The organism is Francisella opportunistica, assembly GCF_003347135.1.
In the GTDB taxonomy this organism is placed as follows: Bacteria; Pseudomonadota; Gammaproteobacteria; order Francisellales; family Francisellaceae; genus Francisella; species Francisella opportunistica.
The window spans coordinates 512,247-529,322 of record NZ_CP022377.1; the positions used below are offsets into that span (position 1 = coordinate 512,247).

Sequence of the window (17,076 nt, forward strand, 5' to 3'; positions counted from 1 at the left end):
TAATTTAATCGTTTAATTTACGCTATTAGTATATTTGTAGTAGTATTAATTTGTCTGTAGCAAAAAATGCATAACTATTATGCGTAAATGGAGGGGATCTATGAATTTTGATGATATTTTTCTTTTCGTTAAGCTTATTAATATAGGAACATTTACTGAGTTAGCAAAACAGTTAAATGTTTCTCAGAGTACAGTTTCGCGTAGAGTTCAAAGTTTAGAGGAATCTATTAATACTAAGCTACTAAAGAGGAATTCAAGAGGTGTTATCGAAATGACAGCAGAAGGTGAGTCACTATATAACAACTTTAGTTATATTGAAGGACAAGCTGTTATGGCACTTCAAAAATGGGTTAATAATTCTAAACAAGTTAATGGTATTTTAAAAGTGGGGATACCAAAACTATTTTTTGATAATATTCTTGCTCCTAAGCTTGATACATTCTATGCACGCTATCCTCATGTGCAGCTAATATTTAGTTATACAGCAGTAGCTGTTGATTTAGTAAAAGATAACATAGATATAGCAATTACGACAAGAAAACCGACAGCTCATAATTGTACTATAAAAACTCTGATTAGAGCTAAAAATAAGCTTTATGCCTCTAAAAAATATATTCAAGAAAAGGGAATTCCTCAGACGATAAAAGAATTGGAAAACCATCGTATTGTGGGCTTTATAGATAAAGATAAGTGTCAGAATATTTTGGTGGGTTTCTCAGAACAAGATAATTCTAGTCAAGAAGTTAATATTAATGCTGATTTATTTCTTAATAATGCTATTTATGATATTAACTTAGCAACTAAATGTAACAGAATTATTAATGTTTTAGATGTTTTTGCTGATAGTAAAGCAAATATAGAACCAGTTTTAAGTGAATATTATTTTGGTAAAACAAGTTTCTACTTGATACGTGCTACTGGTGTGCGTAGTAATTTAGAACGAGAGTTTGTTAAGTTTATCGATGTATGCTTACAAGATAAATTGTTTTAAATAATTTGTAATATTTACAATATAGCTAATCTGAAAGGATTATGTCATATACCTAAGCAAAATAGGTGTATCCTATGGTCAAGCCATAGGATGACCAATAGGTGTTTTTTCTAAAGTCTAGAAAATATAGTCAGACTAACTATAGTTTTCAAAAAATCGTTACTAAGGAAATATTCTTTTAACCAATTAAATTTAATACAACAATAAAAAGCTAAATAACAATAAGTAACTAACTACTATGAGAAAGGTATTAATAATTTTTAGTTATTATACAGCTAACTACATATAAAAATGTCATGCTGAATTTATTTCAGCATCTCACTATAAGTATTGATTTTATTGAGATCCTGAAACGAGTTCAGGATGAAAGAATATACTACTTTTATGCCTAGTAGGCTATAATTATCTATATAAATTCCTATGCTGAGTATTCATTTAATACTAGAGAAAATAAGTTTGTTAATAACAACTCAGTAGTTAATGGTAAAGACATCCAGCAACAAGAACCATCTAGAGTTCAACAATTAGAGGAAAGAAAAGCTATTGCTAGTAAATATCGTAATAGATAAGTTATTTACCAATACAAAAGCTTGAGAATATTTCACCTAATAAATCGTCTGAACTAAACTCACCAGTAATCGAATTGAGATATTGTTGAACAATTAACAACTCTTCAGCTAAAAGCTCACCATTACCAAGCTCTAATTGTCCTTTAGCAAGTTTAATATGTTCAAAAGCATTATTTATCGCTGTAACATGCCTTTCGCGCGCGGTATAAATACTTTCATTTTGATTTGTATAGCCAACCTTATTGAGAATATGTTGTTTTAATTTATCAATACCAATATTATTTTCAGCTGATATGTATATATGGTTATCATGGTTTTGTGGAACTTCTTTGAGAAGATCTATCTTATTATGTACATATGTAATATCAATGTCTTTAGGAATTTGATCATAAAATTCAGGAATTATTTGTTTTATATCACTAAATTTAACTTGGTTATTCGTATAGTCATCAGTTACAAACAGTACTTGATCAGCTTCTTGAATTTTCTTGATAGCTCTTTTAATCCCTTCACTTTCAATAATGTCATCACTATTGCGTAGTCCTGCAGTATCAATTATATGCATAGGGACACCATTTATTTGAATATGTTCTTTGACAATATCCCTAGTTGTACCTGCAATTGAGGTTACAATTGCTGATTCTTTACCTGCTAGAGCATTCAATAGGCTTGACTTACCAGCATTTGGTTTTCCAACTAATATCAATGTAATTCCTTCGGCAAGAATAACACCTTGTTTACAGCTATTTTTTACAGCTAAAATAACCTTGTATATTTCTTCTAAACTAGTGTGAATTTTCTGATCTTCTAAAAAGTTTATTTCTTCCTCAGGAAAATCAATAGATGCCTCTACATACATCCTTAGGTAAATAAGTTTTTCTAAAAGGTTGTTTATTTCTTTAGAAAAATTTCCTTGTAGTGACTTAGCTGCAGATTTAGCTGCTATTTCTGATGAGGCATTAATAATATCAGCAACAGCTTCTGCTTGAGCTAAATCAAGTTTATTATTGAGAAACGCTCTCTCGGTAAATTCACCCGCCTTTGCCATCCTAGCGCCGCAGTTAAGAGCTGCTTTGATAATCAAATTCAATATAAATGGATTACCATGGGCCTGTATCTCTACCACATCTTCACCTGTATATGAAAAAGGCGCATTAAAAAATATTGCGATACCATGATCTATTGCTTCGCTATCATCATAAACATTGCAGAATGTTGCATAACGAGGTTTTAGTTGTTTTTTGGTAAGTTTTTCAGCTATTGCTAGAGCATCTATTCCTGATATGCGAACTATACCTATACCACCATTACCTTGGGGAGTTGCTACTGCAACTATAGTATCTTTTGTATACATATTTATCTTAACTTCTGATTTGAGCTATCAAAATTATCATCATCTTCTTGGTCAATAATTCTACCTTTTTTGCTTTTATATTGTCTGAAAAATTCTGGATTTTCTTTAATTATTTTTTTGCGTATAAAAAATGAAAAAATCGTCAAAAAAATTATTAAAAAAACAAATAAAGGTGCAAAAAGGATGAATGATAATATAGCAATTGCAATAAGACTCAGTGAGGTTAAAATTTGTTTTACATTATTGTTCATTACTTTGCTTTATAATATTTAGCTTGTATAATATGATTACAAGTATACCACTTAGGTGGTTATTAACATAGAGCTCTATAAAATTCTGTGAGCTCGATATTCAAACCGGAGGTTTATATGAATATTCAAATTACTGGTAGGCACGTAGAAGTTACTGATTCAATTAAAAGTTATGTTAATGAAAAAGTAGGTAAAGTTGGACACTATTTTGATAATATTACTTCAACTAAAGTTATATTAGATGTTGAGAAAGAACAACAAGTAGCGGAGGCTATAGTTACAGTTCCTGGTAGTGAGTTTGTTGCAAAAGCAGAAGACAAAGATTTATATGCAGCTATAGATATGCTTGAAAATAAATTAGCGCGTCAGCTAAAAAAACACAAAGATAAAATGAGATGTAATCACGGCGAATAATTATTCTTCTTTACGCGAATCTATCCGATTTTTACCTATGAATTTAAAAGCACTTATTGATAAGAAAAATATTATCTTAAATTTGAATATTGAGTCTAAGAAACGCTTAATTGAGTTTTTTGCAAATAGGATAGCAGATAATTACCCTGATGTAAGTGAAGATCTTGTGCTTAAAAATATTTATAAACGCGAAAGAATAGGTAATACTTATATTGGTAAAAATATTTATATTCCTCATTGTCGCGTTGAGAATCTTATGACTACTAGGTTGATTATTGTCACATTAAAAAATAGCTACTATGATGATTCTGTCAGTGATGATATAAAAATGGCAGTAGGTGTTTTTTTTCCTGATAATATATCTGCAATTCATATGGAGCTGCTAAAAAAGCTAGCTTTGTATCTAAAAGAAGATAAAACACAGCAATATTTTCAGCAAGCAGAAAATTCCGAAGAATTGTATAATTTAATTACCAATACTAGTAATGAATAATTTATTTAATAATATACGTATAGTTATAGTTGAGCCATCTCATAGTGGTAATGTCGGCTCTACTGCTAGAGCAATGTTAAATATGGGTTTGACAAATCTATGGCTTGTAAATCCTAAGAAAGGTATCGATGGCGAAGCAATAGCGCTATCTTGTCATGCTACTGAGGTAGTAAAAAATGCAACAATAGTAGCTAGCCTAGAAGATGCTCTTGAGGGTATTGACTATGTCGTTGGTACAAGTGCAAGAGTGCGTAGAGTCTCTTTAACTATAGAGCCTATAGCTAGAGTTGCGACAAATATCCTTGCTAAAATTCAAAAATCTAATCAAAAGATTGCGATACTATTTGGGCGCGAGAGAACAGGCTTGCTAAATGAAGAACTTTTGATGAGTAATGTCCATGCATACATACCCTCAAATGAAGGCTATACTTCGTTAAACCTAGCTCAAGCGGTACAATTAGTAGCCTATGAAATTTATAAGCAAGCAGTTGAGATTAGCAATCTAAAAGAAGTTCCTGAATATAATCATTTGCACAAAAAAGCTTCTGTCAAAGAGCTACAAGGACTATACCAGCACTTTGAAGATAGTATGTTAAAGTCGGGTTTTTTGGATAAAAATAAACCAGGGCATGTGATGGATAAAATAAGAAGGCTTTTTCAAAGATCTGAGTTAGAAACGCAAGAAGTAAATATTCTTAGAGGTTTTTTAGCATCTATTGATAAACAGAGGGATTAAGATGATTATATTAGGTATAGATGAGGCAGGACGTGGGCCACTATCTGGTCCTGTAGTGGCTGCGGGTGTTATTCTAAACGATGATAACGTTATACAAGGGCTTAATGACTCGAAAAAGCTGACTGAGAAAAAACGTCAATCTTTATATCAGCAAATAATCATTCAGGCAAAGGCGTATACAATAGTAGAAATTAGCCCACAACAAATTGATGAGTTAAATATTCTTCAAGCAACATTAAAAGCAATGCGTCAAGTTGCAGATAACTTAAAAGGGCAGTTTGATAAAGTACTAGTTGATGGTAATAAATTACCAAATTGGCAGTATAATTCTGAAGCTATAGTAAAAGGTGACTCAAAAGTTATAGAAATATCAGCAGCTTCGATATTAGCAAAGGTACATAGAGATAGAATATGTCTTGAGCATGATAAGTTATATCCAGAGTATGGCTTTGCTAAACATAAGGGCTATCCAACAAAAGAGCATTTAGAAAATATAGAAAAATATGGCGTATTAGATATTCATAGAAAAAGCTATAGGCCAATACAGCTACTACTTTGAAATGAGTAAATTAGAAGATTATTATACTGCTGGCAAAAGCTTAGGAATCTTCGCTCTGACGGCGACGCTAGTAATGACAGAATTAAATTTATCTACTTTGATAGGTTTTTCAAGCTTAGGTTATCTTTATGGTTTTTCGGCATTATCTTTAGGGATGATTTTTCTAATTGGTCTATTGTTTTACTCTTTTGTTGTTGCAAAAAAATGGAAAAACTTTGATGCAATTTGTGTATCAGAATTTTTTTCTCAGCGCTATAACCATGCATTTGGCCTATTAGTAGCGTTATGTTTGCTAACAGCAATGGGTGGTTTTGGTGCTAATTTTATATATTCTACTACGATTTACTTGGAGCAAATTTTCCCTAGCTATAATCATTGGCTAATAAGTGCTGTAGCGTGTGGTTTAATGCTATTATTCACTATAAAAGATGGTCTTTCAATAATAGTTAAAATTGATAAATTAAGCTTTATTTTATCATTGTTGTTATTTATATACTTAGCATATTTGGTTTATCAAACTGATACTTCATCATTAAAAAGTATTAATAGCAGTCATATACAAAGCTTACCAATCTCTTTTTCAGTCTCTTTAACAGTTCTTACTGCTTTTACATATATCCTTTCACCATGGTATGGTCAGAAAATATTCGCTGCAAAAAACAAAAAAGTCGCTTTTTATGCAGTAATATTTGCGGCATTTATTGTGAGTTTAATTTACTTAATAGCAGTTTATATTACAGCTAAGTATACTGGTTTGTTTGATATAAAAAATCCTGATAAAGCATTAACATATATAATAGCAAGTCTTCTGACTAAACCATTATTAGTAATATTTTATATAGTGGTATTTTTAATAGCGTTGACAACTATAGCAGCACTATGGAACACTATGGCTTCAATATATTTTATTCATTTTCAAAAGTATAAAACTAACAAAAATAATATCATCACTGTAGCAGCGATAGCTATTTTAAGTTATATGATTGCAAATACTTTCATTGATCGTGTCCTTGATAAGATGCTACTTTTTAATATCCCTATAGCAGCTTTGGCATTTAGTTTATTATATGGTTTTTACGGTAATAAATTTAATTTATCAGGAGCAATTTTGAGTGTAGTAGTAGGGATAAGCAGCGCCTTATATTTTTATTTGTTTTTTAAACAAAATGATTTTGTTTTTTATTGGGCAACTATATCTATTCCTTTAAGCTTTGTAGCAGGGTACTTACCTGTAATTATAAATTACTTTAAAGAAAAGAATATTGAGATTAAAAACTAATCTAATGAAAGAACATTACCTGTATTTGATTGTCCTAGTTTCTTAGGGTTAGCAGTTTCGTCATCTTCACCTTCATTAATATTGATGCCGTAACCAAATTCACGAGCATACATTCCTTGTTCTGTTTCTTTAGAAAATACTTCTAAAACTGCTTTGATAGGAATATTTATAGATATTGGCTCACCATCAAATGTTGCATCAAAACTAATTTGGTTATCATCGATAGTTAAATTTTGTATTGCTTGAGGAGATAAATCTAAGAGTATTTTTTTATCCTCATCAATATAATTTACAGGTACTACAACATCTTCATACTCAGTATCAACTAAAATATAAGGTGTAAATCCATGATCAACTAGCCAGTTGTATGTAGCTTTAACTACATATGCTCTAAGCATAGCCATATTAAGCTCCTTTTGCTTTGATAGTTCTTATAAAGTTAGGTTCACTAAGTAACTCTTTAATCTCTTTGATAATATTCTTATCTTTTGTAGGTATTGAGATCTTTAGCTTAATGAAATAATAAAAAACAAAAGTTATTATCAGAGTTAAGACGTTTATATTTTGCGCATCAGGATTACTTTCTGCGTTTACTTCTCTTTCACTAACTATTGTTTTATAAGTACTAATTATATCCTTTTGCATCATCTTTTTAATTTCGGTGGCTTGTTTTTCATCCAAGTCAGGGTTTTGCAACTTGATAATGTTTTGTAGAAATGTTTTATTGACATATTCTAACAATATTCTTGCATTAGCACGCTGTTTTGGAAACACCGGAAACATCGGAGGAAATGGATATAGATCTTCTATAGCTTCTATAATTACACTAAGTCTATATACAGCAAAATCATCGGTACTAAGCGTAGGGATATTGCCATTAGGTGTAATGATATTTAGTTCTTCTAGATATTTCGAGTTTTCTTCTTTAGAAACATCTATAATTTTCGCATTAGCTCCTTTGATAAGAAGGACCATGCGGACTATATCGCTATAAATATCATCCTTTTTTGTATATAAAAGCAAGGTTGTATCCTCCTAGAAAAATAAAAGAATAATAGAAAGGTAATATATAATATATTAACGCTTAGAGAACTGTCTTCTTCTACGAGCTTTTCTAAGACCGAATTTTTTACGCTCAACTTTACGTGGGTCACGAGTAACAAAACCTGCTTCACGAAGAGCTGGTTTAAGAGTCTCATCATACTCAATTAGAGCTCTAGTAACACCAAGACGGATAGCACCAGCTTGACCAGTAGTTCCACCACCTTTAACTGTTACTTTGAAGTCAAATTTATCAGTGTTATTAGTTAGTTCTAAAGGTTGCTTTACAACCATGCAGTCTGTTTCACGACATAGGTATTGCTCTAATGGAAGACCATTAACAATAAACTGACCAGTACCTTTTTGCATAAATACACGAGCTACAGAACTTTTACGACGACCTGTACCATAATTATATTCTGACATTTTTACCATCCTTTATTTAAATATTGTGAGCTTTAGGTTGTTGAGCTGTATGTGGGTGAGTTTCACCTGCATAAACTTTTAACTTTTTAAACATAGTGCGACCTAGTGGAGTTCTAGGAAGCATCCCTCTAACAGCTTTTTCAATAGCTCTTTCTGGATGAGTTGCGATTAGCTTCTCGAAAGATACTGATTTGATACCGCCAATATAACCAGTATGATGGTAATAAGTTTTTGCTTTTCTTTTGTTACCAGTTACAGCTACTTTTTCAGCATTTACGATAACAACATAATCACCAGTATCCATGTGAGGAGTATATTCTGGTTTGTTTTTTCCTCTTAGGATCATTGCTACTTCAGTAGCTAGACGACCTAAAGTTTTATCTGTAGCATCAATCAAAAGCCATTCTCTTTTGATATTTGATGGTTTTGCAGTAAACGTTTTCATCTTTTTTCCTTTATTTATTGTTGTCAATTACTCAGTTTTTGCAAAAAATTCTTGATTTCACAAGCTAGATTTAGCTTGCTGGACTTTAAGATTTTAAGCAGACTATATGATACATTTTTCGCGCAAAATAATCAAATCATTAAGATGTTTTATTTTGAATAATTTTATCTGCCTGGTTATTTGACCTTCGAATGCAGTTCTCAATTGCTAATCTGTCAAAAAAGTTACCACTTATGAAAAGATTGGGGTGTTTTTGTAACTCTTTGTCTAGATCTTGTAGAAATTGGCTATGATGGCGGTGATAGCACGGTAGGGTGTTATTTTTGATGTGTATATGTAAAATATCTTCTTTAGTTATCTTCAAGAGTTTGGTTACTTTGTCTATTAACTCATTTTCAGAAAAATCATTAAGGCAATGAAAAACAATTGCTCTATAGTCTGGATTATCGACAACATCTCGTGAAACTGCAGAATAAAAGAATTGTTCTTTACCAATTAAGCCGGCTAATTTTTTAATATGTTTTAAACTTGTTTTACTTGAAACAATTCCTACACTTATCAATTTCGACATTGTAGGTCTGTATTGATGTGCTGCTAAGTTTGGTAATATCTTTTCTAATAAAGATTCGGTCACATCCCATGGTGTTGCAAAACAGAGATTTTCACAAGTATATTCGGCAAGGCTTGTGTGTATGTGCCATTTTTGTTGTTTTGTTACACTTATGACGGTCTCTTTTATAACATTTTGGTTATGTTTTTTAAAAAGCTCAGCTAACCCTTTTTTTAGAGTAAAACTTCGCGGTAATGTTGTATCTCTATCATACTTTTTAAATAAATATTCCATTGGGAAGTTTTTACTATTTTGAGATAGTACTGCATCAAAACAGTATTTTAAGGTCTTAGTATAATTACCCTTGCCAAAAACTTTTATAGCATATTCATTGACAGTTTTATCCTGTTTTGTTATTTTGCTATTTTTTAGGAAACTAAATAACAGTGAAAAAGGATTAAGATTTGTAATAATACTTTGGATTTTATTGTTTGGTTGCACAAATAAAAACGGTAATTTTTTTCTTGGCTGAATATTTTGCTCAAGAGAATTATCACACATATAAGCTATGGTATCGGCATAAGAGTTATATATAGTATGTGCGCCCATTTCAAACCAAAAATCATTGTATGAAATTGAGTCAATACAACCACCAACTTTATTAGCTTCAAATATACAATTTTCTATTGTTGCATTAGTTAAGCGTTTGGCTAAAGAGATACCGGAGATTCCTGCACCAATTATGATTGTGTTAAAATATTTTATTTCAGCCATTTGGTAAGAGTATCCATAGTTTGCCGCGATTATTCATGTGACCGGCGTTAAATTCTGCTTGTTTACCATGCCCCCAAAATACGTCACCTCTGATCGCGCCTTTAATAGCTCCGCCAGTATCTTGTGCTATCATTAGTCTATTAAGAGGTTTAGTATCATGGTGATTATCCGCAAAGTAATCTGTCTCTAACCATAAAGGTACACCATATAGGTAGTATTTATTATCAACAGCAAGAGAGTATCCAGGTGTCAGCTCAACTCCCTGTGCGCCTACAGCATTTTTACGATCAATATATCTAAAAAATACAAAAGAGGGATCATAATTTAGGACATCATCTATTTTGTCTTTATTTTTGTCTAACCAAGCTTTGATTGCTTGCATTGACATTTCATCTCTAGTCATATAGCCATTATCAAGTAGGTATCTTCCTATAGGTTTATACTCATGTCCATTTTGACTATCGTATCCAACCAATATATCACCACTATCAGTTTCTATCCTTCCTGAGCCTTGTATTTGCAAGAATGTTCTATCAACTTTTGATTTCACCCAAACTAGTACATCTTTTTTTGTTAGTAGATTACCGTTGGATATTTCTGCACGCGTATAGTAGGGGACAAATTTACCATCCTTATATCTCCCAAAAGAAAAATTATCATCGCCCTTAGGTTGTTTGACTAAGTCGTTGGGAGTTCTATAAATAGGTACAGTATATTGTAGAGTTTTGACTAGACTGCCTTTTATGGTAGGTTCATAGTATCCCGTGAATGTTCCTGTATCCTTATTCTTATATATTACCTGGTATGGAGTGAAATTCTGCTCAAAAAAAGTCTTTGCTTGATCTTTTGTTTCTATTTTAGCAGCTATCACTTTATGGCAAATATTTGTCCAATTAGTATATTCGGGCTTATTTTCATCAACTATTTTTGCACACGATTTTTTAAACGTATCAAAAGATATAAGTTGATCACTCATATCCCAGTTATTAAGATCTTTGAAATCAGCTTTTTTGTAGTCAACTTTATCTGAATATTTCTTTGATAAATAACGTTGAGCAGTTACATTTGAGCAGCTACTTATAAGAATTAAAAGTGCTATAAAGCTTATTTTTTTTAAATTCTTTTTTATTTTTCTAATATTCATATAAAAAAATGCCAATAATTTCTTGAAAATACAAAAATAACCACTATGTATAAAACATCTAACAAATTGTAGTACTAACAGGATCAAAATAAAAGGTTGTTTTATGGGTAAAGAAGAAAAAAATAATATAGAAGATAAGGCTTTAGACAATGAGCAAGAGATGGATCAAGAGTCTACCAGTAAAGCTGTAGAAGAATTATCCGTAGAAGAGCAATTAGAAAGAGCAAGAGATACAATAAAAGAGCTCGAAGAGAGTTGTGATGCATTTAAAGATGAAGCTTTAAGAGCAAAAGCTGAAATGGATAACATTCGTAAAAGAGCAGAAAGAGATATATCTAATGCACGTAAATTTGGCATAGAAAATTTTGCCAAAGAACTATTACCTGTGCTAGATAGTATTGAACAAGCGCTAAAGCATGAGGTTAAGCTTGAAGAAGCTGTTGCTATGAAAGAAGGTATTGAGCTAACGGCAAAAATGCTAGCTGATATACTCAAGAAAAATGGTTTAGAAGAGCTAGATCCAAAGGGCGAAAAATTTGATCCTAATTTACATGAAGCTATGGCAATGATTCCTAATCCAGAGTTTGATGATAATACTATCTTTGATGTATTCCAAAAAGGATATATGTTAAATGGGCGTGTTATTCGAGCTGCGAAAGTCGTTGTAGTTAAAAATTAAAAAAATACTTGAAAAGCTAATAGATATACCCATCTATAAGTCGAGATTGAAAAAAAGTTTAAAAAATAAAATTAAAATAATACAGGAGAATTTTCATGGGAAAAATTATAGGAATAGATTTAGGAACCACTAACTCTTGTCTTGCTATTATGGATGGCAAGACTGCTAAAGTTATAGAAAATGCTGAAGGTCATAGAACTACACCTTCAGTTGTTGCGTATACTGATAGCGGTGAAATATTAGTAGGTCAGGCAGCTAAAAGACAGGCTGTAACTAACCCTGATAACACATTCTTTGCTATCAAGAGACTTATAGGTCGTAAGTATGATGACAAAGCTGTTCAAGATGACATTAAAAAGAAAGTGCCTTATGCAGTAGTCAAAGCAGATAACGGTGATGCTTGGGTTGCTACTAGAGATGGTAAGAAGATGGCTCCACCACAAGTTTCTGCAGAAGTTCTAAGAAAAATGAAGAAAACTGCAGAAGATTATCTAGGTGAACCAGTTACAGAAGCTGTAATTACAGTGCCAGCATACTTCAACGATAGTCAAAGACAGGCTACAAAAGATGCTGGTAAAATAGCTGGTCTTGAAGTGAAAAGAATCATCAACGAGCCTACAGCTGCTGCACTAGCGTATGGTGTAGACTCTAAAAAAGGTGAGCAAACTGTAGCGGTATATGACCTAGGTGGTGGTACATTCGATATTTCAATTATTGAGATTGCTGATGTCGATGGTGATAATCAAATCGAAGTATTATCAACAAATGGTGATACTTTCTTGGGTGGTGAAGACTTTGACGTTGCCTTAATGAACTACTTAATTGATGAGTTTAAAAAAGAGCAAGGTATAGATCTTCATAATGATAAGCTTGCTTTACAAAGAGTTAGAGAAGCTGCTGAAAAAGCTAAGGTGGAATTATCTTCAGCTCAACAAACTGATGTTAACTTACCTTACATCACAGCAGATGCTACTGGACCTAAGCACTTAAATATTAAAGTAACTAGAGCTAAATTTGAGTCTTTAGTTTCTGATCTTGTAATGAGATCTTTAGAGCCTTGTAAAAAAGCTCTTGAAGATGCTGGTTTAAGTAAATCTGATATAACAGAAGTACTACTAGTTGGTGGACAAACTCGTATGCCTCTAGTACAAGAGAGAGTAAAAGAGTTTTTTGGTAAAGAGCCACGTAAAGATGTAAACCCTGATGAGGCAGTTGCTGTTGGTGCTGCTATTCAAGGTGGTGTACTAGCCGGTGATGTAAAAGATGTACTTTTACTTGATGTAACTCCACTTTCTCTAGGTATTGAGACTATGGGTGGCGTTATGACTAAGCTTATTGAGAGAAATACGACTATCCCTACTAAGAAGTCACAAGTTTTCTCTACAGCTGAAGATAATCAGCCTGCGGTGACAATTCATGTACTTCAAGGTGAGCGTGAGATGGCATCTGCAAACAAATCTCTAGGTAGATTTGACTTAGCAGATATTCCACCAGCACCACGTGGCATGCCGCAAATTGAAGTAACTTTTGATATCGATGCTAATGGTATATTAAATGTATCAGCTAAGGATAAAGCTACTGGTAAAGAGCAAAATATCGTAATTAAATCTTCTAGCGGTCTATCTGAAGAAGATATCGAGAAAATGGTACAAGATGCTGAGGCTAATGCTGAAGCAGATAAGAAATTCCATGATCTTGTAACTGTTAGAAATGCTGCTGATAATTTGATTCATAGCTCAAGAAAAGCGGTCCAAGAGTTGGGCGATAAAGTAACAGCAGAAGAAAAAGATAAGATTGAAGAAGCTTGTAAAGAACTTGAGGCGGCAGCTAAAAGTGATGATAAACAAGCAATTGAAGCTAAAACTAAAGCTTTAGAAGAAGCATTTGCTCCTATAGCTCAAAAAGCTTATGCTGAGCAAACTCAAGCAGCTAGCGCTCAAGGTGGAACTAAGGCTGAAGAGTCTAAGAAAGAAGATGATGTCGTTGAAGCTGACTTTGAAGATGTTGAAGAAGACAAAAATAAATAATCTTTTAGTAATCAATAAAGTGTGGTTTATCCACACTTTTCTTTTTGTTATAATTATCTGTCCAAAATTTTTAGGTTAAGTAAAATGCAACAGAAATGCTACTATGAAATTCTAAATATATCAAAAACTGCTTCAGATGTTGAAATTAAAAGGGCTTATAGAAAGCTTGCAATGAAATATCATCCAGATCGCAATCCTGGTGATAAAGAGGCAGAAATTAAATTTAAAGAAATATCTGAAGCTTATGAAATCCTAAGTGATGGTAGTAAAAGAGCTCGATATGATCAGTTCGGCCATGCTGGGGTAAATCAACAGGCAGGTGCTGGAGGGTTTGGTGGTTTTGAAGATATCTTTGATACTTTCTTTGGTGGAGGAACTTCGCGTGGTTCTGCTAGATCTAGAGCATCTCGAGGTAGCGATTTAGAGTACACTTTAGAAATAACTTTAGAAGAAGCTTTCTTTGGTGTTGAAAAAGAGATAACTATACCTCGAATGGAATCTTGTGATAGTTGTGATGGTACAGGTTCTAAATCTAGAACCAAAGCTACTTGCCATGCTTGTCATGGCCAGGGAAATATCCGTAGACAACAAGGTTTCTTCGCTTTTGAACAAACTTGTCCAGTATGTAATGGTACTGGCTATAGTATTGCTGATCCTTGTGATGCTTGTTATGGCAATGGTAAAGTTAAGAAACAAAAGACTCTTAAAGTTAAAATACCAGAAGGTGTTGACAGTGGCGATAGAATCAGGCTTCAAGGTGAAGGCGATTCTGGTTCAAATGGTGCTATGAATGGTGATCTGTATGTTCAAATCATAATTAAAGAGCATAAGATTTTCGAAAGAAGAGATATGAACCTGTATTGTGAAATGCCAATTAGCTTTACTAAAGCTTGTTTAGGTGGTGATATCAAAGTTCCGACACTTGATGGTGAAGTTGTCTTAAAAGTTGTTCCTGAAACTCAAACAGGCAAAGTTTTCCGTCTGCGCGAAAAAGGTATGAAATCTTTGAGAGGGCACAAAAGAGGTGACTTATTATGTAAGGTTGTAGTAGAAACACCGGTAAATTTAAGTGCTGAGCAAAAGGAACTATTAGAAAAATTTGCTGATAGTTTAGGCGAAGATTATCAAAGCAAACATGCTCCAAAAAGTAAAACATGGTTTGATAATGTTAAGGATTACGCTAAGAAATTCTTTGAGTAATATTGAGATTCACAAGTTCTAAAATTTTAGGTCCATATTCTTTGATAGCAAGCTCTTTTATTTTCGACCTTGCTTTTTCGATAATACTAAACTCTTCTGCATTAAAAGAGGATTTTCCTTTTTTCCATAATTCGCATTCATGTTCTAAAGCTTCTATTACATATGCAGTATCTCTTTGAGAAAATGAAATTCCTTCAGGTTTTGCGCTAGTTCTTACATATTGATCAACCGCGCCTAGCAAATTATCTAGCCTAAGTGAGTCATTTTCGTAATCTGCCGCAAGAGCATGGTTTCCATTTTCAGAATTATTCAAGTTAATTATATCACTCCACCTTTGTAGCTCGTTATCAATAGCTTTATATAAATATTCTAGCTCTTTTTTATTTAGCTTGGGGAAAAAATTTTTAACTCTATAATCTGGCATTAATCTTTCACCTTGTACTGCTAAGCTTGAAAAAACTTTTTGAAAAATTTAAATTTCTAATTATACCAAATATTTTATCTCTTAATATTAGGCGCTATAAAAATTTCTCTAGCTAACTCATGCCAACTCTTCTTAATTATTTCCTTATGTTAATCAATAATTCTATCAAGTCGTAATGGATTTAGAGGGGGGTATTTCTTTTTTTTTTAAAAAAAAAATATTCTATGTCTATTTTTTATTTGTTAATATTTATAATCATACAATAGGTAAATATTTTCAATATTCATATTTTACAAAATTTGTAAAATAAGTTGTACATTAAATCAACAGCCTCAGAAAAATAAAAATTAAAATCAGAGCCATTTTTTACTTGTTTTACAGTTATATTATAAGTTAAATTAATTAATAGAAAGATACTTGGGAGAACTTTTCATGTCAGACATGTCAGAAAAAAGAATCAAAGAATTAGAACAACAGATTGAATCGTATAAAGTTTATAAAGATATAGTAGATTCATTAAATATTGATATTTATTGGAAAGATAGCAATGGAAAATTACTAGGTGCTAATAAACATTTTGTTAATACTTTAAAGATAAATGAAAAAGATATCATCGGAAAACCAGAAAGAGAGCTTGTTGTTACTGATAACCCAGAAGAAATTTCAGGTAATGAAACAGTAGCGCAGCATGTAAATACTGATATTTTTCTCCGTGAAAAATATATAGATAAAAACACTAAAAATGGGATTTTCCTTACTCAAAGAAAAATGATTAAAAATGAGAATAACAACGTTGAAAAAATTATCGTTATTTCAATTGATATCAATCAATTCAAAGATACTAATATGGATAATTATTTTATGATTGAAAATTTAGATGTTACATTCCAACAAATAATAAATACTATAGACGCAAATATATATTGGAAAAATACTCAAGGCCAATATATAGGAATGAATCAGTCTAACGCAGAAACATTAAAAATTACTAATATTAAAGATGCTCTTTATAAAAATGAACTTGAACTTCTTGGTAATAAGAATTTATTAGCTAAAAACATATTAATGAATGATTTAAAAGTTATTCATAGTGGTTCTAATATTTCATATGAAGAAAATTATCCAACTAAGAATAATGAGATTGGAATTTATTTATCTAAAAAAGCTTGTTTAAAAGATGAAAAAGGTAATGTTATTGGACTTGTAGGTGTATCAGTCGATATTACTAAGCAAAAACAATTACAAAAACAACTAGAGCAGAAAAATAAAGAACTCAAAGAAAAAGACAAAAAAAGATCTGAGGCAGCAGAAGCTGTATTTGATGTTTTAAGCAAGATTTAGAATTTCTTAAATTATTAGGGCTAGCCTAAATGTTATATTTTTTCGATGTAATTGCTTTTTTATTTAGTTTCGCATTAGTGCTAAATGCCCTGGCGTTTATTCCACAAGCTATAAATATTTATAAAACGAAATCATCCAAGTCTATTTCATTAATAACTTTTGCAATTTTTATATTTATTCAATCAGTAAGTATATTATATGGAATAATTAAAAATGATTGGATTTTAGCTATCGGTTATCTACTTGCTCTTATAACTTGCTCTTCAGTATTAATATTAGCATTAAAGTATAGAAATAAATAAAGAATAACATAATTTCTAATTTTAAAATATTAACAAATGTAATTTAATTTCATTATAAATGCCTTATTATAAGCTTT

The 17,076-nt window shown here is 31.7% G+C and carries 20 protein-coding genes; 11 read left to right on the plus strand and 9 right to left on the minus strand.

Annotated elements, in window-relative coordinates:
- Window positions 1-100: 100 nt before the first annotated feature.
- Window positions 101-991, plus strand: coding sequence for a LysR family transcriptional regulator (locus CGC45_RS02500; RefSeq protein WP_071628807.1), 891 nt, complete (start codon window positions 101-103; stop codon window positions 989-991).
- Window positions 992-1,561: 570 nt separating this feature from the next.
- Here CGC45_RS02500 and mnmE read toward each other — a convergent pair.
- Both mnmE and CGC45_RS02510 read right to left on the minus strand, forming a co-directional pair.
- Entirely contained in the window at window positions 1,562-2,914 is a 1,353-nt protein-coding gene (gene mnmE, locus CGC45_RS02505) for a tRNA uridine-5-carboxymethylaminomethyl(34) synthesis GTPase MnmE (protein ID WP_071628808.1), read from the minus strand.
- 2 nt (window positions 2,915-2,916) lie between these two features.
- Window positions 2,917-3,165: a hypothetical protein gene (locus tag CGC45_RS02510; protein WP_071628809.1), complete on the minus strand. Its 249-nt coding sequence runs from the start codon at window positions 3,163-3,165 to the stop codon at window positions 2,917-2,919.
- A 117-nt stretch (window positions 3,166-3,282) separates the two neighbouring features.
- On the opposite strand from CGC45_RS02510, the gene hpf reads away from it, so the two are divergent.
- The 5 genes from hpf to CGC45_RS02535 are packed head-to-tail and all read left to right on the plus strand — an operon-like array spanning window position 3,283 to window position 6,646.
- Complete coding sequence (gene hpf / locus CGC45_RS02515) at window positions 3,283-3,579, plus strand: ribosome hibernation-promoting factor, HPF/YfiA family (protein WP_071628810.1); 297 nt, start codon at window positions 3,283-3,285, stop codon at window positions 3,577-3,579.
- A gap of 37 nt (window positions 3,580-3,616) precedes the next feature.
- A complete protein-coding gene (locus CGC45_RS02520; protein WP_071628811.1) occupies window positions 3,617-4,072 on the plus strand; it encodes a PTS sugar transporter subunit IIA in 456 nt (151 codons plus the stop codon).
- Window positions 4,065-4,808, plus strand: coding sequence for an RNA methyltransferase (locus CGC45_RS02525; RefSeq protein ID WP_071628812.1), 744 nt, complete (start codon window positions 4,065-4,067; stop codon window positions 4,806-4,808). Before CGC45_RS02520 ends, CGC45_RS02525 begins: the two co-directional genes overlap by 8 nt.
- 1 nt (window position 4,809) lies before the next feature.
- Window positions 4,810-5,367, plus strand: a complete 558-nt coding sequence (rnhB, locus tag CGC45_RS02530; RefSeq protein ID WP_071628813.1) for a ribonuclease HII — start codon at window positions 4,810-4,812, stop codon at window positions 5,365-5,367.
- A 1-nt stretch (window position 5,368) separates the two neighbouring features.
- Complete coding sequence (locus tag CGC45_RS02535; protein ID WP_071628814.1) at window positions 5,369-6,646, plus strand: sodium:solute symporter family transporter; 1,278 nt, start codon at window positions 5,369-5,371, stop codon at window positions 6,644-6,646.
- Here the strand turns inward: CGC45_RS02535 and mglB are convergent.
- The 6 genes from mglB to mltA form a co-directional block, all read right to left on the minus strand.
- Window positions 6,643-7,050, minus strand: coding sequence for a transcriptional regulator MglB (mglB, locus tag CGC45_RS02540; RefSeq protein ID WP_071628815.1), 408 nt, complete (start codon window positions 7,048-7,050; stop codon window positions 6,643-6,645). The two genes, CGC45_RS02535 and mglB, sit on opposite strands and share 4 nt — an antisense overlap.
- A gap of 1 nt (window position 7,051) precedes the next feature.
- Entirely contained in the window at window positions 7,052-7,669 is a 618-nt protein-coding gene (gene mglA / locus CGC45_RS02545) for a transcriptional regulator MglA (RefSeq protein ID WP_071628816.1), read from the minus strand.
- Between the two features lie 54 nt (window positions 7,670-7,723).
- Complete coding sequence (rpsI, locus tag CGC45_RS02550) at window positions 7,724-8,113, minus strand: 30S ribosomal protein S9 (protein ID WP_071628817.1); 390 nt, start codon at window positions 8,111-8,113, stop codon at window positions 7,724-7,726.
- Window positions 8,114-8,129: 16 nt separating this feature from the next.
- Window positions 8,130-8,558, minus strand: a complete 429-nt coding sequence (gene rplM / locus CGC45_RS02555) for a 50S ribosomal protein L13 (RefSeq protein WP_071628818.1) — start codon at window positions 8,556-8,558, stop codon at window positions 8,130-8,132.
- Window positions 8,559-8,697: 139 nt separating this feature from the next.
- On the minus strand, window positions 8,698-9,882 hold the full coding sequence (locus tag CGC45_RS02560) for an NAD(P)-binding protein (RefSeq protein WP_071628819.1): 1,185 nt from the start codon (window positions 9,880-9,882) through the stop codon (window positions 8,698-8,700).
- Complete coding sequence (gene mltA, locus CGC45_RS02565; RefSeq protein WP_071628820.1) at window positions 9,875-11,026, minus strand: murein transglycosylase A; 1,152 nt, start codon at window positions 11,024-11,026, stop codon at window positions 9,875-9,877. The genes CGC45_RS02560 and mltA overlap by 8 nt, the downstream gene beginning before the upstream one ends.
- A gap of 103 nt (window positions 11,027-11,129) precedes the next feature.
- On the opposite strand from mltA, the gene grpE reads away from it, so the two are divergent.
- From grpE to dnaJ, 3 genes are all read left to right on the plus strand, one after another.
- Complete coding sequence (gene grpE, locus CGC45_RS02570) at window positions 11,130-11,705, plus strand: nucleotide exchange factor GrpE (RefSeq protein WP_071628821.1); 576 nt, start codon at window positions 11,130-11,132, stop codon at window positions 11,703-11,705.
- Window positions 11,706-11,800: 95 nt separating this feature from the next.
- Window positions 11,801-13,732 (plus strand): molecular chaperone DnaK, encoded by a 1,932-nt coding sequence (gene dnaK / locus CGC45_RS02575; protein WP_071628822.1) that lies wholly within the window; start codon window positions 11,801-11,803, stop codon window positions 13,730-13,732.
- 84 nt (window positions 13,733-13,816) lie between these two features.
- Window positions 13,817-14,932, plus strand: a complete 1,116-nt coding sequence (gene dnaJ, locus CGC45_RS02580) for a molecular chaperone DnaJ (protein WP_071628823.1) — start codon at window positions 13,817-13,819, stop codon at window positions 14,930-14,932.
- Here the strand turns inward: dnaJ and CGC45_RS02585 are convergent.
- The gene (locus CGC45_RS02585; protein ID WP_071628824.1) at window positions 14,913-15,356 is read right to left on the minus strand and encodes a hypothetical protein; all 444 of its coding nucleotides are present in this window, start codon (window positions 15,354-15,356) and stop codon (window positions 14,913-14,915) included. The two genes, dnaJ and CGC45_RS02585, sit on opposite strands and share 20 nt — an antisense overlap.
- A 432-nt stretch (window positions 15,357-15,788) precedes the next feature.
- Between CGC45_RS02585 and CGC45_RS02590 the strand changes: the two genes are divergently transcribed.
- Together CGC45_RS02590 and CGC45_RS02595 are read left to right on the plus strand one after the other, a co-directional pair.
- Complete coding sequence (locus tag CGC45_RS02590; protein WP_071628825.1) at window positions 15,789-16,697, plus strand: PAS domain-containing protein; 909 nt, start codon at window positions 15,789-15,791, stop codon at window positions 16,695-16,697.
- Window positions 16,698-16,726: 29 nt separating this feature from the next.
- On the plus strand, window positions 16,727-16,999 hold the full coding sequence (locus tag CGC45_RS02595) for a SemiSWEET family sugar transporter (RefSeq protein WP_071628826.1): 273 nt from the start codon (window positions 16,727-16,729) through the stop codon (window positions 16,997-16,999).
- The last annotated feature ends 77 nt before the right edge of the window (window positions 17,000-17,076 follow it).